Origin of the sequence: Ruminococcus sp. RTP21484sp1_RTP21281st1_A8_RTP21281_210402 (assembly GCF_040914025.1) — a bacterium.
In the GTDB taxonomy this organism is placed as follows: domain Bacteria; phylum Bacillota; class Clostridia; order Lachnospirales; family Lachnospiraceae; genus Blautia_A; species Blautia_A faecis.
In genome coordinates this window covers 1-25838 of the sequence record NZ_JBCPGE010000009.1, presented here as the reverse complement: position 1 = coordinate 25838, position 25838 = coordinate 1, and the positions used below count along the sequence as shown (strand labels likewise).

The window sequence follows — 25838 nt, the reverse complement described above, 5'->3', positions numbered from 1 at the left end:
CCCGTTCACCGCCCATCATAAAAAAGTCAGTCTGTGGCTGACACTATATCTAACTTCTGCTTGATTACGATTTATCTTTCTGAATGGGGATTGTCAAGGGTGCTTTTAGCACAACGCTTGCCCTTGATAATTCACAGGCAGACAGATATTATCTCGACAGCAGAATGACACTAAATAACAAATCAATCAAAATCAGAAAGAAAAGAGGTAAACAATTTATGGAATTAAAACACGTTATCCCAAACATGGAAAAGACATTCGGGAATTTGGAGTTTGCAGGTGAGAATAAGGTGGAACAGCGTAGGATCAACGGACGTATGACGGTCGTTTCCCGTAGCTTCAACCTTTATTCGGATGTACAGAGGGCAGATGATATTATCGTGGTGCTGCCCGCTTCTGCTGGTGAGAAGAACTTTGAATCAGAGGAAAAAGTGAAACTTATCAATCCTAAAATCACCGCAGAGGGTTATAAAATCGGCACAAGAGGATTCACGAACTATATCCTGTCAGCAGACGATATGGTGAAAGCATAAGGAGGTACAGAGATTATGAGATTAGCAAACGGAATCATTATAGACAAGGAAAAGACTTTCGGAGTATTGAAATTCTCTGCATTAAGACGAGAGGTACATATTCAAAATGAGGACGGTACGGTTTCTGAAGAAATTAAAGAACGTACCTACGATTTGAAGTGTAAGGAGCAAGGACGCATGATTCAGGTGAGTATTCCGGCTTCTGTTCCGTTAAAGGAATTTGACTACAACACAGAGGTGGAAATCATCAATCCTGTAGCTGATACGGTGGCAACCGCTACATTTCAAGGTGCAGACGTTGACTGGTATATCAAAGCAGATGATATTGTCTTGAAGAATAAGAACGGTCAGCCAGCCGGAAATAACCACGCTCCCAACAATCCGCAGCAGCCACAGCATAAAAAATAAGGAAAGGATTTAGCCTATGCCACAATTCAATAAACGTGGGAATCGTATCAGAGCCAGTGACAAATCGCTGGTTTTTCGTTTCTCGTCTGGTTCGTTGCTCCTGCTGTTCCTTGCGGTGGTTATGCTGCTGAACCTAAAAACAATCATCACTACGGACTGGAAAGTAATCTCGCTTTTTCAAGATGGCAGTGTCCATCTGACGGTCACACCATATAGGATAATGACTATCGTTTTGGCAGCTTTGGTCTGTGTACTGGCTACCCTTTTCTATCGCAGATTCCAGTATGACAGAGTGAAACAGCTCTTTCACCGTCAAAAGCTGGCTCGTATGCTGTTGGAAAATGGCTGGTATGAATCGGAATCCACACAGGATAGCGGATTCTTCAAGGACTTGCCAGCTACTACTAAAAAAGAGAAAATCACCTATTTTCCAAAACTGTATTACCATATGGAGCATGGACTTTTATATATCCGTACGGAAATTACATTAGGGAAATATCAAGACCAGCTTTTACACTTGGAAAAGAAGCTGGAAACAGGCTTATACTGTGAGCTGGTTTCCAAAGAATTGAAAGACAGCTATGTGGAATATGTGCTGCTCTATGATACGATTGCGAACAGAATCACTATCAATGAGGTACAGGCTGAACATGGCAGCTTGCGTCTGATGAAAAATGTCTGGTGGGAGTATGACAAGCTCCCACATATGCTAATTGCTGGCGGCACTGGTGGTGGTAAAACCTACTTTATCCTTACTATCATTGAAGCTCTGCTCCGCAGCAATGCGGTCATGTATATTTTAGACCCAAAGAACGCCGACCTTGCGGATTTGTCCGTTGTCATGCCGGAAGTCTGGTACAAGAAAGACGATATAACCGCCTGTATTGACAGGTTCTATGACGGTATGATGGCAAGAAGTGAAGCAATGAAGCTCATGGAGAATTACAGGACAGGTGAAAACTATGCCTATTTAGGACTATCGCCCCACTTCCTTATTTTTGATGAATATGTGGCGTTCATGGAAATGCTCACCACAAAGGAAAATGCTGCTGTCCTTAACAAGCTGAAACAGATAGTCATGCTCGGACGACAGGCAGGATATTTTCTCATTCTCGCCTGTCAGCGTCCAGACGCAAAGTATCTCGGTGATGGAATCCGTGACCAGTTCAATTTCCGTGTGGCTCTTGGGCGTATGTCGGAGCTTGGGTACAGTATGATGTTCGGTGAAGTAGACAAGGACTTTTTCTTGAAGCAGATTAAAGGGCGTGGCTATGTTGATACGGGAAACAGTGTCATATCCGAGTTTTACACTCCCCTTGTACCCAAAGGACATGACTTTTTAAAAGAGATAGGAAGATTGTCACAAAACAGGCAGGACGGACAGGCGGCGTGCGAAGCGAAAGACGCAGGTACGGACTAGCCTGTGTTGGGGTGGCGTAAGCCGCCCCAACCATCTGCCCCCATTATCTAACAGGGGGGCACAAATTATCTGGAAACAGTCAATTACATATCAAAAAGTCCTTGAAAACAGAGGACTTTTCAAACATTCAAAGAAGTGTGACAAAATCGGTAACTGTCACATTTCTTTTTCGATTGGAGGGATTGAAACTGAATGATACCGATTGGATAAACGATTTTAAGGAAAAACGGACGCAGTACGGCGTTTCCCAGAATCGTCTTGCGGTCATGGCTGGTATCAGTCGTGAGTATGTCAGCAGGATTGAATCTGGAAAAGTAGCCTTGACAGAAGAAATCAAGGGGAAATTCACGGACGCTCTGGAAAAGCTGAATCCAGAGAATCCGTTGGAAATGGTCTTGGATTACGTCAGAATCCGATTCCCCACACAGGACGTTCGGCACGTTGTTGAAGATATTCTGCAATTAAAGCTGGATGTAATGATACATGAGGACTACGGATTCTACTCCTATGCGGAACATTATGTGCTTGGTGATGTGTTCGTGCTGACATCACCCGATAAAGAGAAAGGCACACTGCTGGAGCTGAAAGGCAAAGGCTGTCGACAGATGGAAAGTTATCTGCTGGCACAGCATAGGAGCTGGTATGACTTTCTCATGGACGCTCTGGTGGAAGGAGGTGTGATGAAACGTCTTGACCTTGCCATCAACGATATGGCAGGAATCTTGGATATTCCAGAGCTGACAGAGAAATGCAACCGTGAAGAATGTATTTCCGTATTCCGCAGCTTCAAGAGCTACCGCAGCGGTGAGCTGGTGAGAAGCAATGAACAGGACAGATACGGAATGGGAAATACGCTTTATATCGGTTCGCTCAAATCAGAGGTTTATTTCTGTATCTATGAAAAGGACTATGAGCAGTATGTGAAATACGATATACCCATTGAAGATACGAAAATCAAGAACCGTTTTGAAATTCGGCTGAAAAATGAGCGAGCCTATTATGCGGTGCGTGACCTGCTGACCTATCATGACGCAGAGCGTACCGCTTTTGACATTATCAACCGTTATATGCGGTTCGCTGACAAGGAGGTGGAGAAAAGACGCAGCGAATGGCAGACCAATGAGAAATGGGCGTACTTTATCGGCTCTGATCGTGGGCGTTTGAAACTGACGACCAAACCAGAGCCTTATACGCTCACTCGGACGCTCAACTGGATAAGCAGACAGGTAGCTCCCACTTGGAAAGTCTTACAGAAGATTGACAGTACCAACGGTACGACTTATCTCAAAGACATTTTAGACCATGCGAAGCTCACGGAGCGTCACAAAAAGCTGATTGAACAGCAGACAACTTCCACAGAGGAAATGATTACAGAAACGGAGGAATGACAACATGAAGCATATCTTATTTGATTTATTCCTGTTCTCACTTGGAGCAGCCGCAGAAAGAGAAATTGAAATGATGGAAAGGAGCAGAAAATAATGAATTTCGGACAGAACTTATACAACTGGTTTTTATCTAACGCACAGAGTTTGGTACTCATGGCGATTGCGGTTATCGGCGTATATCTCGGATTCAAGCGTGAGTTTTCTAAACTGATTGGATTCTTGGTGATTGCCTTAATCGCTGTCGGCTTGGTATTCAATTCTTCTGGCGTAAAAGACGTACTGTTGCAGTTATTCAATAAGATTATCGGGGCGTAAATTGTATTTCTTGTGTAAAAGTAGTATAATTTAAGCAGAATTTGAAAGGAGTGTTTTGTGTGAAAGAAAGTACAAAAGCCTATTTAGTAGATATTTATAACAGTATTCCTAAAAAAACAAAGGCTACTTGCTTAAAATTTTACTATCAATATCACAATGTTAATGTCAATGTATATTTTGACGCATTTGATAATCAAAGTGTAGTATTGAGCATTGTTCTTTCCGCTAAAAAGAAATATTATTATACGCCTTTAAATATTTTGAATACTGGTATGATAACAGAGTATTTGAGTGAAATTCCTCCTCAAATACTTGAAAAGATTTTAGTTGACAATCATTTAGATGATTTCTATGAAAATATGGAAAAACATCTTTTAGAGGATAAACCACATTTTAATTACTATAATGAGGACACATACTTTGTCAACACTATAAAATATGCTAAAAGTAAATTGGATTTACCTTTCTGGTGGTATCTTCGTAAAGTACCTATGTCGGATGATACTCTATATAAATTAAATGCTAGAGCAGATATTACATTTGATATATTAAGAAAAATACAGCAAGAAGGATATACTTTAGTCAGAACACCAGACCCAGAAAAGCGAAAAGAACTTACTTTAATTTTGAAACAAATAGGAATCAAATTATCATAGACAAAGAGCAGTTAATTCTTTTGAGTTAGCTGCTTTTTCTATGCAAATTTTAAGATTGGAGGACAACATGAAAACAGATATATTTGAGGATATGAAAGAGCGTGTCGGCTGTGAAAATATTTCCGACCTTCCCTACCGCAAACGTATGGTGTGGGAAATCATCAAGCAGCACTCACCACTTGATTATCCAAAAGAACAGTTAGAAAAGTTTTCTCATTATGTATTCGGTGTAGATTATGCTGTTATAATGGGAATACTGGATATGATGAAAGGAAGTGACAGACCATGCAGGAAATGCGAATCTACCTGTTAAACAATACAAAACCGTATCGTGAGGGTGACGAAGAATATTCCGGTGCTTGGTTCAACTGCCCTGTGGACTTTGAGGAAGTCCGAGAAAAAATCGGCGTAGAACATGAAGAACAGATTGAGATTGCAGACTATGAGCTGCCCTTTGACTTACACAGTGATATGCCACTTTGGGAAATCAACGCCAACTGCCGCATGGTGCTGGAATTGGAGGGTACGCCTATCGGCAATGAAATGAAAGCCATTCAGCAGAAATGGTTTTCCAGCTTCGAGGAATTTATCGACCACAAGGACGAGATACGCTACTATGATGTGGGTGACGGTGCAGCTCTGGCAGAATACCTTATCCGTGAAGAATATGTTTTTGGTGAGATTCCTCACGAACTATTGAAACATATCGACTATCACTCCTATGGTAGTGAGCTGGAAATGGACGACAGATACTTATTTACCACAAGCGGCGTATTCCGCTATCAGTAAAGGGGTGATGTGGTATCGAAGAAATGCGAATCTATATCGCCAATCTTGGGAAATACAACGAGGGTGAGCTTGTGGGTGCGTGGTTTACGCCGCCCGTTGATTATGACGAGATGGCAGAACGTATCGGCTTGAATGACAGATACGAAGAATACGCAATCCATGATTATGAGCTACCCTTTGAGATTGACGAGTACACACCCATTGAGGAAGTCAACCGCCTGTGTGAAATGGTGGAGGACTTACCAGAAGACATACAGGACGAATTATCGGAACTGCTAGGCTATTACAGCAGCTTGGAAGATTTGTGCGAACATGCAGACGATATTATCCATTATCCCGATTGTGACGATATGACAGACGTTGCCTATTACTTCATAGATGAATGTCAAAGTCTGGGTGAGATACCAGACAGAATCCGCAGTTACATAGACTATGAAGCCTACGGGCGTGACCTTGATTTAGAGGGGCGTTTTGTCGTCACTAATCATGGCGTGTTTGAATGTCCGTATTAACAATTACAACTGAATTTTTTTATCTGCCAGTGAAATGACACTGGTTATTTTTTTGCAGCAGCCTTGAAACATAGGCTGCTGTTTCCATTTTAGAACAGAAAGGAGCTGTGAAAATTGAAGAAAATCAAAAGCTATACAAGCATATGGAGCGTGGAAAAAGTCATTTATGCAATCAACGATTTTCAACTCCCGTTCCCGCTCACATTCAGTCAGATGGCTTGGTTCGTGGTGTCGCTGTTTGTGGTGATTCTCTTTGGGGAGCTACCGCCCTTTAACATGATTGACGGTGCATTTCTCAAATACTTTGGAATCCCTGTGGCGTTCACTTGGTTTGTATCGCAAAAGACCTTTGACGGAAAAAAGCCTTTTGGATTCCTAAAATCCTGTGTGAGCTTTTTCCTCCGACCAAAAGTGACCTATGCAGGAAAAGCTATCAAACTGAAAAATCAGAAATTCAATACAAGCGTGACCGCAGTTAGGAGTGTGATGTATGTTCCCGATTAAGTACATAGAAAACAATCTGGTGTTCAACCATGACGGTGAGTGCTTTGCCTACTATGAGCTGACACCTTACAATTATTCGTTCCTGTCACCAGAAGAAAAATACATGGTGCATGACAACTTCCGTCAGCTTATCGCCCAGAACCGTGACGGAAAAATCCATGCCCTACAGATTGCCACAGAGGACAGCCTGCGTGCAGTACAGGAGCGTTCCAAAAAGGGAATCACAGGCAGATTAAAAGAGATTGCCTGTAAAAAGGTAGATGAACAGACAGAAGCGTTGGTTGAAATGATTGGTGAAAATCAGATTGACTACCGCTTTTTTCTTGGCTTCAAGCTGCTGGTAAATGAGGAAGAAATCAGCTTCAAGGGTATGCGAAAATCAGCAGCTATGACCTTTGCGGATTTTATCTATGAAGTCAATCACAAGCTGATGGGTGACTTCGTTTCCATGAGTAATGATGAAATCAACCGTTTCCTAAAGATGGAAAAACTCTTGGAAAGCAAAATCTCACGTCGCTTTCAGTTCCGCAGACTAGATAAGAACGACTTCGGCTACCTCTTGGAACATATCTACGGGAATACCGGCGTTGCCTACAGTGATTACAGTTATGACCTCCCGATAAAAAAGTCAAAGCGTGAAACACTGGTGAAGCGATATGACCTTATCCGTCCGACACGCTGCATGATTGAAGAAAACCAGCGATACCTAAAGATTGAGCGTGAAGATCAGACAACTTTTGTTGCCTACTTCACGATTAACAATATCGTGGGTGAGCTGGATTTTCCGTCAAGCGAGATATTTTATTATCAGCAACAGCAATTCACGTTCCCCGTTTCCACTTCTATGAATGTTGAAATCGTTACCAACAAAAAGGCTCTGACGACTGTTAGGAACAAAAAGAAAGAGCTGAAAGACTTGGATAATCATGCTTGGGAATCCAACAACGAAACGGGAAGTAACGTCATGGACGCTCTGGATTCGGTGAATGAACTGGAAACAAATTTAGACCAGTCCAAAGAATCCATGTATAAATTATCCTACGTTATCCGTGTGGCGGCTGATACTCTGGAAGAATTGAAACGCCGCTGTGATGAAGTCAAAGATTTCTATGATGATTTGAATGTCAAGCTGGTTCGCCCATTCGGTGATATGTTGGGGTTGCATGGTGAGTTTATCCCGTCCAGCAAAAGATATATCAATGATTATATCCAATACGTCACTTCGGACTTTCTCGCCGGACTTGGCTTCGGTGCAACACAGCAGCTTGGGGAAACGGACGGTATCTATATCGGCTATAACCTTGATACAGGAAAGAACGTCTATCTAAAACCTAGCCTTGCAGCACAGGGCGTAAAAGGTTCTGTGACAAATGCTCTTGCGGCTGCTTTTCTCGGTTCGCTCGGTGGTGGGAAGTCTTTCTGTAACAACCTTATCATCTATTATGCGGTGCTGTTTGGAGGAAAAGCGGTCATTGTAGACCCAAAATCAGAGCGTGGCAACTGGCAGGAAACGCTACCCGACATTGCACAGGAAATCAAGATAGTTAATCTCACCAGTGAGGACAAAAACAGAGGACTTCTTGACCCGTATGTGATTATGAAGCGAACAAAGGACGCTGAAAGTCTGGCAATCGACATTCTGACATTCCTTACAGGTATTTCGTCCCGTGACGGTGAGAAGTTCCCTGTATTAAGGCGTGCAATCCGTTCCGTGACACAGAGCAAAAAACGAGGACTGCTCCGTGTCATTGATAAATTAAGGAAAGACGGTTCTCCTGTGGCAGAAAATATCGCAGACCATATCGAGAGCATGACCGATTATGACTTTGCACACCTTTTATTCTCGGACGGTGATGTGGAGCAGTCCATCAGTTTAGACAGGCAGCTCAACATCATACAGGTGGCAGACCTTGTGTTGCCGGATAAGGACACGAAGTTTGAAGAATACACCACAATGGAATTATTGTCCGTGGCTATGCTGATTGTCATTAGTACCTTTGCCCTTGATTTTATTCATTCCGACAGGAGCATTTTTAAGATGGTGGACTTGGACGAGGCGTGGACGTTCCTACAGGTGGCACAGGGGAAAGCATTGTCTAACAAGCTGATTCGTGCTGGACGCTCCATGAACGCTGCTGTTTACTTTGTTACACAAAACTCTGGTGATGTGGACGATGAAAAGATGAAGAACAATATCGGCTTAAAGTTTGCGTTCCGTTCTACAGACATAAAGGAAATCAAGAATACTCTTGAATTTTTCGGTGTGGATAAGGAGGACGAGGGCAACCAGAAACGACTTAGGGATTTGGAAAACGGACAATGCCTGTTTCAAGATTTGTATGGGCGTGTGGGCGTTATCCAGATTCACCCTGTATTCTCTGACCTGTTCCATGCCTTTGATACCAGACCGCCAGTGCAGACGGAAGAAATGAGGTGAAGCCTATGGACAAGAGAAAAATAGTCCGTTATCTGCTTATCACGCTTTCGGTGATTCTCGGTGTGCTGGTATTTTTATCTATCACGGGTACGGTAGCTCATGCGGCTGGTCTGGTAGACAATACGGTGAGTGACGCTAACACCTATTCCAAATATCCGCTGGAAAACTACCAGCTTGATTTCTATGTGGATTCAAGTTGGGATTGGCTGCCGTGGAACTGGCTTGACGGTATCGGCAAAAGTATTCAGTACGGACTATATGCCATCACAAACTTTGTCTGGACGGTGAGCTTATACATTTCCAATGCGACAGGTTATGTGGTACAGGAAGCCTACAAGCTGGACTTTATCTCTGATACTGCAAGTTCTATCGGAAAGAACATTCAGACATTAGCTGGTGTGACTTCCAATGGCTTTTCCAGTGAGGGATTTTATGTAGGATTCCTGCTTATCCTCATTCTGGTAATGGGAATCTATGTGGCATACACAGGACTGTTAAAAAGAGAAACCACAAAAGCCATTCATGCGGTTATCAACTTTCTTGTGGTATTTATCCTGTCAGCGTCCTTTATTGCCTATGCCCCAAACTATATCAGCAAAATCAATGACTTTTCCGCAGATATAAGCAGCTCGGCATTATCGCTCGGTACAAAAATCGTGCTGCCCGATTCCAACAGCAAAGGAAAAGACAGCGTAGATTTAATAAGAGACAGCCTGTTTTCCATACAGGTGAAACAACCGTGGCTGCTTTTACAGTACGGGGAATCGGATATAGAAACGCTCGGCTCTGACCGTGTGGAAAGCCTGTTATCGGCAAACCCAGACACAGACGACAGAGAGGATGTTGTGATTGAAGAAATCGAAGATAAGGACAACGCTTATTTGAGCGTCACAAAGACCATGACCCGTTTAGGTATGGTGGTGTTCCTGTTTATCTTCAATATCGGAATCTCGGCGTTTGTTTTTCTGCTTACGGGCATGATGATTTTCTCGCAGGTGTTATTTATCATCTACGCCATGTTTCTGCCGATTAGTTTTGTTTTGTCCATGATACCGACCTATGAAGGCATGGCAAAAAAGGCTCTTACGAAGCTGTTCAATACCGTTATGATGAGAGCTGGAATCACACTGATTATTACCACAGCGTTTAGTATCTCGACTATGTTTTACTCCATTTCCTCCGGCTATCCGTTTTTCATGGTGGCATTTCTACAGATAGTCACCTTTGCCGGAATCTATTTTAAATTAGGTGACTTGATGACAATGTTCAGCCTGCAATCCTCCGATACACAGCAAGTCAGCAGACGAATCATGCGACACCCGTATATGTTCCTCAACCGCAGGGCAAGACGCTTGGAGCGTAAAATCGGTAGGACAATGGCGGCTGGTGCTGCTGGTGGTGTAGCTGGTGCTGCGGCGGCTTCTGCTTCTACAAAAAAGGCAGACAATACCAAACAGACAGGTAATACGCATACCAGAGCAAATCACAATACTTCTGCTTCTTCCAGTGGAGGTAACAGCAAGCCGCCAGCTCTGCCGGATTCCAAATCACAGAAGCCGTTTGCATTGCCGGATAAGAAAAGTCAGACGGATTCCTCACAGACCGTACATAGTTCACAAAGCAATACACAGGAATCACAGTCTACCTCAAAGCGTGGAATTGTGGATAAAAAATCGGTATCGAAACAGCCGCAGTCAGACAAAAAGAATCCGCAGCGTCCGATTGTGGATAAGGAGCGACAAAGCAACGGATCAGCGACAAAGAGAGCTGCCCCGGTGCATGAGCGACCAGCCACAACGCCTGTTCCTGTAAAATCGGATTCACAGGCGGCAGCTTTAAAGCCGGAGCAGAATGTCAAAGAGCGTCCTGTCACAGTGACAAAGGAGCAGCCGCAATCAAGCAAGAGTAAAGAGCCTGTGACAAAATCACAGGAGAATGTAAGAACACAGGTTGTCAGAGAATCCCGTCCGGCAGATAAACAGGCTTCATCAGCAGTAAATAAACATTCACAAGCTACCACAGATATTTCAAGGCAAACGGTACAACGTCAGAAGCAGACAAAGACGGTTCAGAAAAAGACCACAAATCAATCAACAATGAAGAAATCTACAAGTAAGAAAGGCGGCAAGAAATGAAGTTAAGGCATTTTGCTGTGTTCGGTGGGATTTTCACAGTGATTATCTGTCTGCTTCTGTTTCTGTTTATCGTGACCTCAGATGATGAAGAAAGTGGTTCTTCCAGTCTTGATTTTTCTGGACTGAACCTATCAGCGGAAGTATTGAAACATCAGTCTACGGTAGAAAAGTATGCAAAGGAATACAGAATCTCTGACTATGTGAACTATCTGCTTGCGATTATGCAGGTGGAATCCGGCGGCACTGGCACGACAGACGTTATGCAAGCCAGTGAATCTTTAGGATTACCGCTTAACTCCCTATCCGTGGAGGATTCCATCAAACAGGGGTGTAAATACTTCTCGGAGCTTTTGAAATCCGCAGAAGCAAAAGACTGTGACATCAACACAGTGGTACAGTCCTATAACTATGGTGGCGGCTTCATTGATTATGTATCAAAACACGGAAAGAAGTACACCTTTGAGCTGGCGGTCAGCTTCGCAAAAGGTAAATCCGGCGGTGTCAAAGTCACCTATAAGAATGACATTTCCATAAAAGAAAATGGCGGCTGGCGTTACAAGTACGGGAATATGTTCTATGTGAAATTAGTCAGTCAGTATTTGGCTGTGCCTAGTCTCAGTGACGCTACCGCACAGGCAATCTTCAATGAAGCGTTGAAGTATCAAGGCTGGAAATATGTGTATGGCGGCAGCAATCCCAACACTAGCTTTGACTGTTCTGGTCTTACGTCTTGGTGCTATGGAAAAGCTGGTATCAGCTTACCTCGTACCGCACAGGCACAGTATGACGCTGCACAGCACATACCGCTGTCACAGGCAAAGGCTGGTGACTTGGTGTTCTTCCATTCAACCTATAACGCTGGAACATACGTCACTCATGTAGGAATCTATGCTGGAAACAACAGAATGTATCATGCTGGCGACCCTATCGGATATGCAGATTTAACAAGCTCGTACTGGCAGCAACACTTGATTGGTGCCGGACGGGTGAAAACCAATTAGAAAGGAATGGTGCTATGCTATTTAAGAAAAAGGATAAGGAATCAAAACCAAAAAAGGAAAAGAAAGTGCCTGTGATGAAAGTTGGCACGCATAAAAAAACCGTGATTGCCTTATGGCTGGTGTTGATTGCCAGTATCAGCTTTGGGGTGTATAAGAATTTCACCGCCATTGATATGCACACGGTACATGAGAAAGAAGTCATTGAGCAGCGTATTGTTGATACCAACAAGATAGAGAATTTCGTCAAGGCATTTGCGAAGTCCTACTATTCTTGGAGCAACACGCAGGAATCCATTGAGAAAAGAACCACAGCCATTAACCAGTACCTTACAAAGAGCTTGCAGGATTTGAATGTTGATACTGTCTGTATGGACATACCTACAAGCTCTACGGTAACGGACGTTAAGATTTGGGAGGTTGAAGCGACTGGAACGGACGACTTTACCGTTGTCTACTCGGTAGATCAAACGGTAACAGAGGGAGAGACTTCTATCGGTTACACTTCCGCTTACATGGTGGTAGTTCATGTAGATGGTGACGGAAATCTGGTTATTACACAGAATCCGACCATCAGCAGCATACCAACAAAATCCGGCTATGAACCAAAAGTCAAGGAATCGGACGGAACGGTGGACGCTGCCACTACAGAGGAAGTGACAGAGTTTTTGGAAACATTCTTTAAGCTGTACCCTACCGCAACGGAAAAAGAGCTTGCCTACTATGTATCGGGGAATGTGCTTGAACCTGTCAACTGTGACTATATGTTCTCGGAGCTGGTAAATCCTATCTTTATACAAGATGGAGAACAAGTGAAAGTATCGGTATCGGTAAAGTATCTCGACCAGAGGACAAAAGCAACGCAAATTTCACAGTTTGACTTAACGCTGGAAAAAGATAGTAACTGGAAGATTGTAAAATAACATGAAGAAAAGCGTGCATTTTCACATAAATCGGATTTGCACGCTTATGTTTTTATTGTTTTGGGATAAAAAATACAGTATGATAATAGTTAGATGTTGCTAATCGACATATGGAGGTACATAATGTGAGTTCTACATTTAATAAAGACTGGTACAGTGATAAGGCAAAAATTATCAAGCAAGATGAAAATTTTATGATTATAGATTATGGGTGTCAAGGGAAAGGAATTGTTACAAGTTACACGCTTTTTGATGGTATTCAACTCTCTTTTTTGGACTTTGATACAGACATAAGTATGCCTTCTCAAAAATTCAATCCTAATATTATTTCAATTACACATTGTCGCTCTGGACGCTATGAATGTGAGTATGCCAATCATACAGTTTCGTATTTACCAGAGGGATATTTTAGTGTGACTGGAACACAACATTTACCAGTTTCTTTCTCGTTTCCATTAAAAAAATATTATGGACTTAGCCTTGTGATTGATAAACAATCCTTATCAGAAGAAATCAAAAAAATGATGGAAACTATTCCGCTTAACCTTGATAAAATTGGTTCAACATTAGGGATTGAGAATAATGGATATTTAAGTTCCACTCCACCTAAATTACATCATTTATTTTCTGAATTATATGAAGCACTTAACATAGAACAATTAGGATATTTCAAAATTAAAGCAATTGAATTACTTTACCATATAGACCAGCTAACTAAAAATCATGGCTGTGATTTCAAATATTATGATAAACGTCAGATTCAAGCTACTAAAGAAATTCAAACATATATGATAACTCATTTAGATGAACGAGTATCGTTAGAACAACTCGCCTTTCGGAATCAAATTAACTTATCACTGTTTCATAAAATTTTTTTACAGATATATGGTGACACACCATATTCATATTTAAAGAAATATAAGATGAATATTGCAGCACATTGGCTTTTAAATGAAAATATGAAAATTGGAGATATAGCGGTAAGTCTTGGATATAATAATGCTAGTAAATTTGCAATAGCATTTCAATCTGTTTATGGTATTTTACCGAAAGATTACAGAAAACAAAAATAACACTTTTGGGCTATTTTTACCCAAATATACTAGAGATGGAGTAGAAGAAAAATAGTATTTCCTTTAGAATACGTGGTGTGGTTAGATTAAGCTAACCCACCACGTATTTTATATTTAAGGAGGATTCGTACTATGGCAAACAAAAAGCCAAAACAAAACAAACCCAAAACGGGTTTAGCACGATGTTTAGAATTAGCTTCCAATAAGAAAGGATTAGTATTTTTATCGGCTATACTTTCCTCGTTAGCGGCTATAGCGTCGTTTGTTCCGTATATTGCGGTATATTTTATTATTAGTTCCATTTTAAAAGTCTATCCTAATTTAGAATTGCTGGATATGAGCAAGGTTATGAATTATGGCTGGATAGCTTTAGCTGGTATTATTGCTAATATACTATTATATTTTTTAGCAATTTTCAGTTCTCATATGGCAGCATTTGGAACACTTTATGAATTAAAACTTCACTTCGCAGAACATATTACCAAAATTCCTTTAGGTTATCACTTAACCATAGGTAGTGGTCGTTTAAGAAAAATAATGGATGAAAACATTGAGAGCATTGAGGGTTTCATTGCACATCAATTTCCAGATTTTGTTGCTTCTGTAACTGCGCCTATTGTTATGGTTATTATTCTACTGGCTATTGATTGGCGATTTGGTATTGCTTCATTAGTTGGAATTGTGCTTGCTTTTGTCGTACAATTCAGTGGATTTGGTAGCGGAGCAATGAAAGAAAACATGGGAAAATATCAGATCGCATTGGAAGATATGAACAATGCTTCTGTAGAATATGTTCGTGGTATGCCTGTTGTGAAAGCATTTAATCAAACAGCTTCTTCATTTGCTCGTTTAGAACATGCTATTAAAGAATACACAGAATGGGTTCTAAAGTTCTCTCTAGGTTGGCAAAATTATATGCCAGCGTTTACTACCATCATTAACAATATATATTTGGTTATCGTTCCTGTAGGTATTTTGTTAGGAGCTAATGCACAAGATTATAAGAGCTTTACTATGACATTTATATTTTACTTGCTTTTTGTTCCGGCAATCGCTGGTATTTTAAACAAAATAATGTATATCTCTGAATCATTTATGCAAATTGACGGAAATGTAGCAAGAATGGACGAAATTTTCAATATACCTGTTCTACCACAAACTACCAGTCCTAAAAAAACTCAAAAAGATGATGTTGTGTTTGATAATGTTAGCTTTACATATACAGGAAAAAAAGAAGAAATGGCTATTGAAAATGTATCTTTTAAAGCCAATCAAGGACAAATAACAGCTATTGTTGGCTTATCTGGTGGTGGAAAAAGTACAATTGCAAATTTAATTTCACGCTTTTGGGACGTTACAGAGGGAAGTGTAAAAATCGGCGGTGTTGATATAAGAGATATTTCAGAAAAAGACTTAATGAATCATGTTAGCTTTGTATTTCAAGATATTTTCTTATTCAAGCAGAGTATTTTAGATAATATTCGCATGGGAAATCCAAACGCTACAGAAGAACAAGTCATTGAAGCCGCGAAAGCTGCACAATGCCATGAATTTATTTCAAAACTTCCTAATGGCTACAAAACTGTATTTGGAACAAAAGGTATTCATCTTTCTGGCGGTGAGCGTCAACGTATCGCTATTGCTAGAGCTATTATCAAAGATTCCCCTATTATTGTTCTTGATGAAGCAACTGCATTTAGCGACCCAGAAAATGAGTATTTAATTCAAAAAGCATTCGAGAAACTTATGCAGAATAAAACAGTTATTATTATTGCTCACCGTTTATCTACGATTCGTAATGCTGACAAAATTATTGTTATGGAAAAAGGTCATCTAGTTGAAGAAGGTAAACATAATGAATTAGTTGCTGCTGGTGGACGTTATTCGCAAATGTGGAACCATTACACAGAAGCGGTTGATTGGAAAATCAGCGGAAAGGCGGTGTAATAAAGATGAAAAAACTAAAAGAGTTTCTTTTTCTATCAGATAAAGGTTATAAAGATTTAAAAAAAGCTATTGTTGCTTGTACGATAACAAATCTAGCCTTAATGCTACCGTTTTGTGTTACAGTAATGTTATTTAATGAATTACTGAACCCGTATGTAGGAAAGCAAATTGCATGGAATCATATATGGTTGCTTTGGGGAATTGGAGTTGTTTCTGCTGTTTTGGTGTTTTTAGCAGCAAGAAATGATTATAGAAAGACATACATTGCGTCTTATCAAGAATCAAATAAAACAAGACTTAATATTGCAGAGCATTTAAGAAAATTACCAATGAGTTTCTTCAATACAAAGGATTTGTCAGAATTGACAACTAACATGATGTCTGATTGTAGCAGCATGGAATCAATGTTAAGTAGTACAATTCCACCTCTCATTGCAAATGGTATTACTGTTACTCTTACTTGTATTTTACTTGCTTTCTTTGATTGGCGTTTAGCGTTATGTATGTATATTACGCTGCCAGTTGCATTTTTGATAATTTGGTTAAGTAAGAACTATCAGAAAAAATTATTTGAACGACAAGTACAAGCAAAGCTAGACGCTTCTAGTCAAGTACAAGAATACCTTGAGGGAATGAAAATTATTAAATCATGTAATTTAAGTGGTTCTCACTTTTCTGCTCTTAACAAAGCATTATTATCTATGAAAAAGATTGCTGTGAAAGTAGAAATGATTTGTGGCGTATTTATGTCGAGTGCAAGCATGATTTTGCAAGCCGGAATTGGTATTGTCATTTTTGTTGGAACAATGTTGTTAGTTAAAGGTGAAATAGAACTGCTCCCATTACTAATGTTCTTTTTGATGGTTACTCGTATATATGGACCAATTCTTGCGATTCTTTCACAATTAACTACATTACTAAATCTTAATGTTGTTACAGAAAGAATGCGTACTCTTTTAAGTACATCTGTAATGCAAGGAAATGATAAAGAAATTGAAAATTGTGATATAGAGTTGGAACATGTTACATTCAGATATAATACAAAAGATGTCATTAAAGATGTGACTTGTAAAATTCCACAAGGAAGTATCACCGCATTGGTAGGTTCATCTGGAAGCGGGAAAAGTACAATTTCAAAATTGATTGCAAGATTTTGGGATATACAGAAAGGTACAATTCGTGTTGGTGGTAAAGATATACGAACAATGGAGCCAGAAAGTCTTATGCGAAAAATGGCTTTTGTATTTCAAGACGTAACATTATTTAATGATACTGTTTTTAACAATATCAGTATTGGAAACCCTAACGCCACAGAGGAAGAAGTTATGGCGGCTGCTAAAGCTGCATACTGTGATGAATTTGTGCGTAATATGCCAGACGGTTATCAAACTGTTTTAGGTGAAAATGGTAGTACATTATCTGGTGGTGAAAGACAAAGAATATCTATTGCACGTGCTTTATTAAAAAATGCTTCAATTATTTTTTTAGATGAAGCAACTGCTTCTCTTGACCCGGAGAACGAAGTTTTAGTGCAAAAGGCTATAGCTCAATTGGTTGAAAACAAAACAGTAATTATGATTGCTCACCGTTTAAGAACAGTTGTAGACGCAGACCAAATATTAGTATTAGATGATGGCAAATTAGTTGAATATGGCACACATAATGAATTGATGAAGAAAAAAGGTGTATATCAAAAATTGTATCATATTCAGCAAGAAAGTCTTGGGTGGACAATTTAAAAACTGATTGAATCAAATATTTAAGAGGTGATAATAATGTGACATTGGGAAAGTCATTAGAAGATTATTTAGAAACAATACTTATACTTAAAATCAAAAAAGGCATGGTTCGCTCTATTGATGTGGCTGATTATATGGGATTTTCAAAGCCTCGTGTAAGTCATGCAGTAAAGCAACTTAAAACACAAGGATTCCTACTAATGGATAATAATGGTCAATTGCTTTTAACAGACAGTAGGCAGGCTATGGCTGAGAAAATTTATGAGCGACATTGCTTTTTTACAAAATATCTTACAGAAATGGGTGTAGACCCAAAACTAGCAGAATCAGACGCTTGCAAACTGGAACACGTAATCAGTGACGAGTGTTTTCAAAAATTAAAAGAATCAACTCGTATAGGGAGTGAAAAAGAGGAAGTTTAATCTTCCTCCACTTCCCTAGATTTAATAATTCCGTCAGCGACACTTTCCATGATAACTAAATCTTTATCAGACAGGTTATCAAGCTGCTTTTCTAACTGTATTCTTCTGGTGCTTTTCGCCAGATCAGAAGCAGGAAGAAAAAAAGCGTCTACTGATACATTCAATAAATGAACAATGTCATAAAGCACTTGTAAACTTGGGTGATGCCCCTTATTTTCAATATTTGTCAGATAACGTGGGTCAATCTCAATCATTGCTCCCACTTGTTCACGGGTTAGACCCTGTTTCATACGAGCTTCTTTGATGGCAAGACCAAAAGCTCTGAAATCGTACTTATCTTCTTTTTTACGCATATGTAATCACCTCAATACATTTTACTGTTCCTGTTGATTTTCTAACAGGTATAGAAAAACGTGTTATATGGTTTGTCAGTTCCTAGTGTGTTAAAAGAACAAAATTACTGTTATACGGTAAATAAAAAAAACCGTTATCGGCAGTAACCTTTTTGCTTATCCAAAAATATTTCTGATTTGATGGCGGTCAAGATAAAGCCGCCGTTTTTCTTTTTCCTCAATTCGGTGGATAAATCATATAAGGTTTTTTTGTTTTGCGGCTCTAGGAGGTAGCCGCATTGAAAGAATCTCATAATCGACATTTTATGACATACCCTTTATTGTCAAAAAAACTGAAATTACCATAGCAGGACAATACACCCTTGAATGTGGTTTTTTACATCATATAACAGGTACAAATGATAAAGCACAAGAACGCTATACAGCCTTTTCTCTTGTGCTTTTTTCGTGCGTAAAAATATTTTTCAAGTTCATTTCTGAAAACGCAACAAATAGCTGCTGCGTGGGTAGCTACTGTGCGGAAAGGGGGATAGAGGGAAAACACCCTCATCTACTCTCACGCAGAAAGGAGGTGAATCAGCATGAAGTCATCTTCTTTCCAACAGGCTATTCAAGCACAGTTTGATTGCCTTACAAAGAAAGTCATTAAAAGAGCAGCAATGAAGTATAACCGTGATATTTCAAGACGCTTGAAACATGAAGTTCCGTTTTCTGAAATTTCAGATTTGGAATTGAACAAAGCAGGCGTTTATGACAAGTATTCCAGCGATTATACAGCGTTCAATGTTCTTGGCATGGAAGTACAAGTATCTGACGACCAGTTAAGCAAAGCACTCAAATGTTTGCCAGAGAGAAAACGCAATATCATTTTGTTGTCATACTTTATGGATATGTCTGACGCAGAAATCGGAGAGCTTATGAACGTGGTACGCACTACTGTTTACCGTCACAGGACAAGCACTCTGGAAGAATTACGAAAAATGATGGAGGAGGAATAAGCATGGACAAAGACCAAAAACATATACCGTTTGCTGTGATTGTGGCGGCTACGAATGGTGATGAAACTGCAATACAGGAAATCTTGGATTTCTATGACGGGTACATATCAAAGTTGAGCTTACGCAAATTGTATGACGAATACGGTAACGTCTACATGGTAGTGGATTCTGAATTAAAAGGCAGAATACAGGCAGCAGTCATGGATATGATTGCAAACTTTGAGATAGTCGTAATCTAATCATTCAGACGGGCGGAGCATTTTCCCCTTTCCTCTGCTCCGCTTGTCAATCTATGAAAGTCCATTATCTAGGTAGTGGATTTTCATAGACTGGCAAATACAGTCGGTAGTTCTTTGACAACTGAATAAAGCAGTCAGATACGTTTGATATGCAGCGAGCCAGCGGAAATTGTACGCCATGACCTAAAAAAGCGAGCGATTCATGCAATGATCCGAGAGCGACTTGTGGAATGGTCGTTCTGCCATGACCTGTATATCTGAATAATGATACACTCGCATGGTGCGGTTCTGCTCATAGGAATGAGAATGGTGAAAGTCCAGTGGAGCTTCCAAAGCCATCTGACTGCTTCGGAAACACACAGTAAAGGAGGTGCATAAGGCAAAAATTTTGCAGTCTGTATGTCAGATATAAGCTGCTGATAATCTATCTCTGATATGGTATACTTTTAACTATGATTAGGAAGAAATGCTGTATTAAAAGGGGTAGAAAGTGATATGAAGATATTGTATGTTACAGATTTACACGGAGATAAAAAGAAGTACAGAAAGATTCTGGACGTAGCCATTGAAAAGGAAATCAAAGTCATTGTAAATGGCGGGGATATGTTACCAAAACAATGTGACCGCCACAGTGAGCAATCGTTTTTTATCAATGGATTCCTTGATGAATATTTTGAGGAACTGAAAAAGCAGGACATCACATACCTTGCCATGCTTGGAAATGATGATTTACTGGCAGCAGATGAAATGTTTGACAATCTTTGCGACAGATTTGAAAATGTCTGCAATATAGCTGGTAGGAAATTTTCTGTCAATGGATATGAATTTATCGGCATGAACTATATTTTAGACCATCCGTTCGGTTGTAAAGACAGGGTTGTTACAGAAACACATTATATTCCGCAGCGTCAGTTAAGTCCTGTAGCCGGAATCTCTAATGCTGTTGATTATGACAGGATTTACAACTGGCTGGAATATTCCAGAACAGAATTACCGCATATGTGTGATGTGCTGAAGAAACTTCCATTGCCGGACGATAGACAAAAAGCGGTTTACGTTATGCACATGCCGCCTGCGGGATTGAGATTAGGACAGTTGCGCTATCAAGATTTGGATATATGCTCTGTTGATATTTACGAATTTCTGAAAGAAAAACAGCCACTTCTTTCTCTGCACGGACATATACATGAAAGTCCTGACACAGAGAAAGGAAAGTGGATAAACCAGATTCATCAGACAACCTGTATTCAGACTGGACAGACGGAACTTAATGACAAATACATGGTTTATGCGGAGATTGATTTGCAGGAAAAGAAGTATGAACGCAAAGTAATCAGTGTAGATTAGCAGAAAGACACCAGAAATGGTGTTTTTTTGTTGGAAGAAATGAGGTGGGATTATAGGAAAAACAGTACAGTCCAATACAATAAAAATAGGAAATACGACCTTTTATGTAACGTCAGTGTTCTCCGGTACAGTGGATTTGCAGCATTTGATTAAAAGGCTGATTCAAAAGGAAATCGAGCAGGAAAACAATGGATATTAAATTGAGAACAGTGTAATAAGCGGCTGAAAATAATTAAGTAGCGTGGTATAATATTAACAGGATATAAGTTGTTTGTTTGCTGTTGGAAAGGAGTAAAAATGACGAAACAGCAAGCAAGATTAAGAGTTAGATTATATGCACGTTTATCCAAAGATGATGGTGACGCTGATAAAGAAAGCAACAGTATCACAAACCAGTTGCAAATGCTCCGATATTATTCAAAGGAAAAAGGATTTGAAATCATTGACGAGTATGTAGATGATGGCTATTCCGGCACAACATTCAACAGACCGGATTTAAACCGCATGATTGAGGACGCTATGGAAGATACACAGCCTAGTGGAATCATGGTAAAGGATATGTCAAGGTTCGGTCGCAACAATGCCATGTTCATGTATTACGTGGAAGAAATCTTCCCGAACAATGACATTCTCTTTATCGCACTGAATGATGATGTTGACACAAGATATGAGGATAACGAGATGATGCCATTCAAATCTATTATGAATGAGTATTATGCACGTGATACCTCAAAGAAAATCCGAAGCGTCAAGAAAACAACTGCTTTAAGTGGCGGGTTCTGCGGTTCATTCGCTCCGTATGGTTATAGGGTTGACCCGAACAATAAGCGTAAACTACTGATAGACCCGGAAACAGCGCCTATCGTCAAGCGTATTTTTGAAATGTCGAAACAGGGAAACAGTGTTCATCAGATAGCAAGAACATTGTGTGAAGAAAAGATTTTGATTCCGAGAGCCTACAGAGCAATGAAGAATGGCACGCTGGAAACAAGCACAGGGTTCCGATTCCCTACCGACTGGGTTGGAAAAAATGTTAAGATGATTTTGGAAAATCAAGTGTATCTCGGTCATATGGTATCGCACAAGACACAGACAAAATCATTCAAGAACAGAAAACTGGTAGCGGTTCCTAAGGAAGATTGGATTGTTGTAAAAAACACCCATGAAGCTATCATTGATGAAGAAACCTTTGAACTGGTACAGAAATTCATCAGTGTAAAGAAAAGACCAAATAAGACTGGACGACCAAATATGTTTGTGGGGCTTGTAAAATGCCCGGACTGTGGACGCAATATGGCGTTCTCCAATCCAAACGGGAGAGAGCCGAGATTTCGTTGCAGGACATATGCCAGAAACAGCAACCTCTGCACAACTCATGCAATTTCCTATGACGCATTAGTGAAGATTGTCATGGACGACATTCAAAAGCATATCAAGAATATGGAAACATTAGGCGACCAGTTCATTGAAGAAATGAGGGTGTTGAGTGAATCCGGCGGCGGTAAGAAAATCAAGCAGTTTAAACAGGAATTGGAACTGGCAGAAAAGCGTATTGCTGAAATTGACAGTATCATAATGAAGCTGTTTGAGCAGAATGTAGCAGGAAAGATTTCTGATGGACGTTTTGAGAAAATGTCTGTAACTTATGAAAATGAGCAGAGAGAACTTGAAGAAAGGCGTAAGGCATTAAAAGAGAAAATCGAAGCCGAGGACTACAAGACGAAAAATACAAACAAATTTTTAGAAACCATACGCAAGTATGAAAATGTAACAGAGTTAAACCGTTCTATGCTGGTTGAACTGATTGACAGTATATATGTGTATCAAGCAGAGGGAACCGGCAAAGAACGTACTCAAAAAGTGGAAATCAATTATAGATTTCTTTGTGAGTCCCAATGTGGTATTGCATGACGGAAATGGTAGGATGAGCCGTTTGCTCACTTTACTGCTTTTTTACAAGGCGGGATACATCGTTGGAAAATATGTCAGTATGGAAATGCTGATTGAAAAGACAAAAGAAACATATTATGAAGCCCTTCAAGCAAGTTCTACTGGCTGGCATGAGGGCGAAAACAGCTATGAGCCTTTTGTTAAATATTATCTGGGTATCATGTTGAAAGCATACAATGAATTCGAAAGCCGTGTAGAGTATTTGAAGCATCGGAGTCTTTCTAAGCCTGATAGAATTAAAGCGGTTATTGATAACAAGGTTGGCAAAATTACAAAGAAAGAAATCATGGAGCTTTGTCCTGATATAAGCAAAATTACCGTGGAAAGGACTTTGACGAATCTGGTTAAGAGTGGGTATATCGCAAAAGTTGGTGCAGGTCCATCTACTGGTTATGTCCGTGTTTAAAAATATGAAAGTAGCTTATAAATTTGCCAGTCAAAACCGGCATTTTCTTAGCAAAAATCATTTCCTTTTATGTCGGCTTCTATAGCCGTAATCCTTTAATATCTTTAATACGTGATAAGATCGTATTGCAGCTGCAGCTGATAACGCCGGGAAGTGTATCAATGACTGTGTGCAGGAAGTGTTCCATTTCATCACTTGATGAAGCAACGGCATGTACATGCAGCTTGTCTCTTCCTGTGACACGGTAAATCTGCGTGACAGTATCATTATTATGTAATATATCTGTCACCTGCGACAGATGGTCTGGTTTTATCTCGATTTCAAAATAGCATGAAACAGCACCGCTGATCTTTTGAGGGTTTATTATAGTTGTATATTCTTCAATTATGCCTTGTTTCTCCAGAGCCTGAATCCGGGCTTTTACTGCCACTCTGGAAATACCGGTTTCTTTACCGATATCAGAGTAAGAAATACGTGCATTTTCTATAAGCAACTGGATGATTTTCTGATCCAGTTCATCTAAACCGTTCAGTTACATAAGTGTCCCTCCTGTAAAATAATATCCTCCGGATATTAAATATCATATCATTTATTTAGCTGAAAGTAAACGCGGGCTTGACTTAGCAGCTGTAGCTACATATAATTGTTTCATAACGTAATTTAAAACTTGCGTTTTGAATGTATGGAATAGATTCTGGTGAAGGAAAGAATAAGCGAAATTATAAAGGCTTTGGAGGAATATGATAATGTCAAAAGATGAATATTTGCTCACAGATACGCCTCTTAAAGCGTTGACGGTTTTTGCAATGCCAATGATTTTGGGCAGTTTTTTTCAGCAAATATACAATATGGCTGACTCTATCATCGTCGGCCAATTTGTTGGCTCCTCTGCACTTGCAGCTGTCGGGGCCTGCGCAGCGCTGACCAATGTTTTCATTTGTGTGGCACTGGGGGCAGGTGTCGGTGCCGGTGTGCTCGTGAGCCGCTATTTCGGTGCCAGGGAGTATGGAAAAATGAAGACCATCGTGTCAACGTCCTTGTTTAGCTTTTTAATTTTAAGCATAGTCCTTGGTGTTTTTGGCTTTTGCTTTTCCCACTCGATGATGAGAGTATTACAAACCCCTGGCGATATACTGAATGATGCAGTGTTATATCTGCGGGTCTATTTTGTGGGCTTTCCGTTTCTGTTTATGTATAACATTCTTTCCAACATGTTCACTTCCATTGGTGAATCAAAAATCCCACTGGGGCTCCTGGTATTCTCGTCAATCTTAAATATTTTTATGGATCTTTGGATGGTGGCAGGACTTGGTCTCGGTGTGTTTGGTGCAGCCCTTGCGACTCTTATAGCACAGGGGATTTCTGCGGTGTTTTCACTTTTTCTTTTCCTTAGCCGGATGCGTCGATATAAAAGTCGCTTTGACTGGTTTGACAGGCAGGAGTTATATTCCATGCTTCAAATTGCTGTACCTTCGGTTCTTCAGCAGTCTACAGTGTCCATCGGTATGATGATCGTACAGGCTGTTGTAAATCCTTTCGGTACACAGGCACTTGCGGGTTATGCGGCGACGATGCGGGTAGAGAATGTTTTTTCATTGATTTTTGTATCCATTGGCAATGCGGTTTCCCCATATGTTTCCCAGAATCTTGGTGCAAAGAAAATTGAACGGATCAAAAAAGGATATCACGCTGCACTGGTGTTAGATGTATGTTTTGCAGTTCTTGCTTTTATAGTCATTGAAACATTGCATACTCAGATTTCCTCACTATTCCTTGGTAAAGATGGAACTGCCCTGGCTTATCAGGTATCCGAGGGTTATATGAGATGGCTCGGTTACTTCTTCATCTTTATGGGAATCAAAATGGCAACCGATGGGGTCCTTCGTGGTCTTGGAATCATGCGCCCGTTCCTTATTGCAAATATGGTGAATCTGGCGATCCGTCTGTCGGTTGCTTTGATTTGTGCACCGCGTTTTGGCATTGTGTTTGTCTGGCTTGCTGTACCAGCAGGTTGGTTTGCAAACTTTTTAATATCCTATGTGGCTCTTCGGAGATCATGGCCGACTGATAAAGAGGTGCAATCTCGATAGCCTAAAGTAATTTAAAAGGAGAAATTTATAGTATGAACGATAAATGTGTGGTATTGAATGCAAAGAAAATGAATTTTGATGGGAAGCTGGATTTTTCCGTTTTATCTTCTGATGTTACAGTATATGATGATACAACAGAACAGCAGCTGTCAGAGCGTATTCAGGGTGCAGATATCATTTAGGTAATTGCGAAACAAGTTCGCAATCCTGACTAAAAAGCGGTAAGAATCCTGCAACGCAGGATTCTTAAGATGAA

27 protein-coding genes are annotated in these 25838 nt (G+C 40.1%); 25 read left to right on the top strand and 2 right to left on the bottom strand.

What is annotated here, in order from left to right; genetic code table 11:
• The first annotated feature begins 218 nt into the window (after positions 1 to 218).
• From AB5170_RS06035 to AB5170_RS05950, 18 genes are all read left to right on the top strand, one after another.
• Positions 219 to 533, top strand: a complete 315-nt coding sequence (locus AB5170_RS06035) for a YdcP family protein (RefSeq protein WP_005363246.1) — start codon at positions 219 to 221, stop codon at positions 531 to 533.
• A 15-nt stretch (positions 534 to 548) separates the two neighbouring features.
• Complete coding sequence (locus AB5170_RS06030; protein WP_009203304.1) at positions 549 to 941, top strand: YdcP family protein; 393 nt, start codon at positions 549 to 551, stop codon at positions 939 to 941.
• A 16-nt stretch (positions 942 to 957) separates the two neighbouring features.
• Positions 958 to 2361: an FtsK/SpoIIIE domain-containing protein gene (locus tag AB5170_RS06025; RefSeq protein ID WP_009203305.1), complete on the top strand. Its 1404-nt coding sequence runs from the start codon at positions 958 to 960 to the stop codon at positions 2359 to 2361.
• A gap of 173 nt (positions 2362 to 2534) precedes the next feature.
• The gene (gene mobT, locus AB5170_RS06020; RefSeq protein ID WP_179988315.1) at positions 2535 to 3749 is read left to right on the top strand and encodes a MobT family relaxase; all 1215 of its coding nucleotides are present in this window, start codon (positions 2535 to 2537) and stop codon (positions 3747 to 3749) included.
• Between the two features lie 93 nt (positions 3750 to 3842).
• Entirely contained in the window at positions 3843 to 4064 is a 222-nt protein-coding gene (locus tag AB5170_RS06015; protein WP_005335619.1) for a hypothetical protein, read from the top strand.
• Between the two features lie 59 nt (positions 4065 to 4123).
• The gene (locus AB5170_RS06010) at positions 4124 to 4720 is read left to right on the top strand and encodes a hypothetical protein (protein ID WP_005335616.1); all 597 of its coding nucleotides are present in this window, start codon (positions 4124 to 4126) and stop codon (positions 4718 to 4720) included.
• Positions 4721 to 4787: 67 nt separating this feature from the next.
• Positions 4788 to 5033: a hypothetical protein gene (locus AB5170_RS06005; protein WP_015530244.1), complete on the top strand. Its 246-nt coding sequence runs from the start codon at positions 4788 to 4790 to the stop codon at positions 5031 to 5033.
• Positions 5006 to 5509: an antirestriction protein ArdA gene (locus AB5170_RS06000; protein WP_040015660.1), complete on the top strand. Its 504-nt coding sequence runs from the start codon at positions 5006 to 5008 to the stop codon at positions 5507 to 5509. The genes AB5170_RS06005 and AB5170_RS06000 overlap by 28 nt, the downstream gene beginning before the upstream one ends.
• A 14-nt stretch (positions 5510 to 5523) precedes the next feature.
• A complete protein-coding gene (locus AB5170_RS05995; RefSeq protein WP_199669519.1) occupies positions 5524 to 6021 on the top strand; it encodes an antirestriction protein ArdA in 498 nt (165 codons plus the stop codon).
• Between the two features lie 114 nt (positions 6022 to 6135).
• Positions 6136 to 6525 carry a conjugal transfer protein gene (locus AB5170_RS05990; protein ID WP_021865983.1) on the top strand — a complete coding sequence of 130 codons (390 nt, stop codon included), beginning with the start codon at positions 6136 to 6138 and terminating at the stop codon, positions 6523 to 6525.
• The gene (locus AB5170_RS05985) at positions 6512 to 8962 is read left to right on the top strand and encodes an ATP-binding protein (RefSeq protein WP_009203308.1); all 2451 of its coding nucleotides are present in this window, start codon (positions 6512 to 6514) and stop codon (positions 8960 to 8962) included. Before AB5170_RS05990 ends, AB5170_RS05985 begins: the two co-directional genes overlap by 14 nt.
• A gap of 5 nt (positions 8963 to 8967) precedes the next feature.
• The gene (locus tag AB5170_RS05980) at positions 8968 to 11097 is read left to right on the top strand and encodes a CD3337/EF1877 family mobilome membrane protein (RefSeq protein ID WP_040344134.1); all 2130 of its coding nucleotides are present in this window, start codon (positions 8968 to 8970) and stop codon (positions 11095 to 11097) included.
• Positions 11094 to 12098 carry a lysozyme family protein gene (locus AB5170_RS05975; protein WP_009203310.1) on the top strand — a complete coding sequence of 335 codons (1005 nt, stop codon included), beginning with the start codon at positions 11094 to 11096 and terminating at the stop codon, positions 12096 to 12098. Before AB5170_RS05980 ends, AB5170_RS05975 begins: the two co-directional genes overlap by 4 nt.
• 14 nt (positions 12099 to 12112) lie before the next feature.
• Positions 12113 to 13018: a conjugal transfer protein gene (locus AB5170_RS05970; protein ID WP_005335602.1), complete on the top strand. Its 906-nt coding sequence runs from the start codon at positions 12113 to 12115 to the stop codon at positions 13016 to 13018.
• Positions 13019 to 13143: 125 nt separating this feature from the next.
• The gene (locus tag AB5170_RS05965) at positions 13144 to 14091 is read left to right on the top strand and encodes an AraC family transcriptional regulator (protein ID WP_008788620.1); all 948 of its coding nucleotides are present in this window, start codon (positions 13144 to 13146) and stop codon (positions 14089 to 14091) included.
• A 132-nt stretch (positions 14092 to 14223) separates the two neighbouring features.
• Complete coding sequence (locus tag AB5170_RS05960; RefSeq protein ID WP_005335600.1) at positions 14224 to 16038, top strand: ABC transporter ATP-binding protein; 1815 nt, start codon at positions 14224 to 14226, stop codon at positions 16036 to 16038.
• A gap of 5 nt (positions 16039 to 16043) precedes the next feature.
• The gene (locus tag AB5170_RS05955) at positions 16044 to 17777 is read left to right on the top strand and encodes an ABC transporter ATP-binding protein (protein WP_005335599.1); all 1734 of its coding nucleotides are present in this window, start codon (positions 16044 to 16046) and stop codon (positions 17775 to 17777) included.
• Between the two features lie 38 nt (positions 17778 to 17815).
• Complete coding sequence (locus tag AB5170_RS05950; protein WP_005335597.1) at positions 17816 to 18199, top strand: metal-dependent transcriptional regulator; 384 nt, start codon at positions 17816 to 17818, stop codon at positions 18197 to 18199.
• On the opposite strand, the gene AB5170_RS05945 is transcribed toward AB5170_RS05950, so the two are convergent.
• A complete protein-coding gene (locus AB5170_RS05945) occupies positions 18196 to 18552 on the bottom strand; it encodes a helix-turn-helix domain-containing protein (protein ID WP_005335595.1) in 357 nt (118 codons plus the stop codon). The two genes, AB5170_RS05950 and AB5170_RS05945, sit on opposite strands and share 4 nt — an antisense overlap.
• A gap of 581 nt (positions 18553 to 19133) precedes the next feature.
• On the opposite strand from AB5170_RS05945, the gene AB5170_RS05940 reads away from it, so the two are divergent.
• From AB5170_RS05940 to AB5170_RS05920, 5 genes are all read left to right on the top strand, one after another.
• On the top strand, positions 19134 to 19550 hold the full coding sequence (locus AB5170_RS05940) for a sigma-70 family RNA polymerase sigma factor (RefSeq protein WP_005335591.1): 417 nt from the start codon (positions 19134 to 19136) through the stop codon (positions 19548 to 19550).
• Positions 19551 to 19552: 2 nt separating this feature from the next.
• Complete coding sequence (locus tag AB5170_RS05935) at positions 19553 to 19789, top strand: helix-turn-helix domain-containing protein (RefSeq protein ID WP_005335589.1); 237 nt, start codon at positions 19553 to 19555, stop codon at positions 19787 to 19789.
• 495 nt (positions 19790 to 20284) lie between these two features.
• Positions 20285 to 21136: a metallophosphoesterase gene (locus AB5170_RS05930; RefSeq protein ID WP_009203312.1), complete on the top strand. Its 852-nt coding sequence runs from the start codon at positions 20285 to 20287 to the stop codon at positions 21134 to 21136.
• Positions 21137 to 21433: 297 nt separating this feature from the next.
• Entirely contained in the window at positions 21434 to 23047 is a 1614-nt protein-coding gene (locus AB5170_RS05925) for a recombinase family protein (RefSeq protein WP_009203313.1), read from the top strand.
• A 22-nt stretch (positions 23048 to 23069) separates the two neighbouring features.
• The gene (locus AB5170_RS05920; protein ID WP_330602509.1) at positions 23070 to 23492 is read left to right on the top strand and encodes a hypothetical protein; all 423 of its coding nucleotides are present in this window, start codon (positions 23070 to 23072) and stop codon (positions 23490 to 23492) included.
• Between the two features lie 79 nt (positions 23493 to 23571).
• Here the strand turns inward: AB5170_RS05920 and AB5170_RS05915 are convergent, their stop codons facing one another.
• Positions 23572 to 24024 carry an Lrp/AsnC family transcriptional regulator gene (locus tag AB5170_RS05915; protein ID WP_226815844.1) on the bottom strand — a complete coding sequence of 151 codons (453 nt, stop codon included), beginning with the start codon at positions 24022 to 24024 and terminating at the stop codon, positions 23572 to 23574.
• Positions 24025 to 24238: 214 nt separating this feature from the next.
• On the opposite strand from AB5170_RS05915, the gene AB5170_RS05910 reads away from it, so the two are divergent.
• Positions 24239 to 25582 carry an MATE family efflux transporter gene (locus tag AB5170_RS05910; RefSeq protein ID WP_117855163.1) on the top strand — a complete coding sequence of 448 codons (1344 nt, stop codon included), beginning with the start codon at positions 24239 to 24241 and terminating at the stop codon, positions 25580 to 25582.
• 32 nt (positions 25583 to 25614) lie between these two features.
• Positions 25615 to 25764 (top strand): hypothetical protein, encoded by a 150-nt coding sequence (locus AB5170_RS05905; protein ID WP_368361835.1) that lies wholly within the window; start codon positions 25615 to 25617, stop codon positions 25762 to 25764.
• Positions 25765 to 25838: the final 74 nt, after the last annotated feature.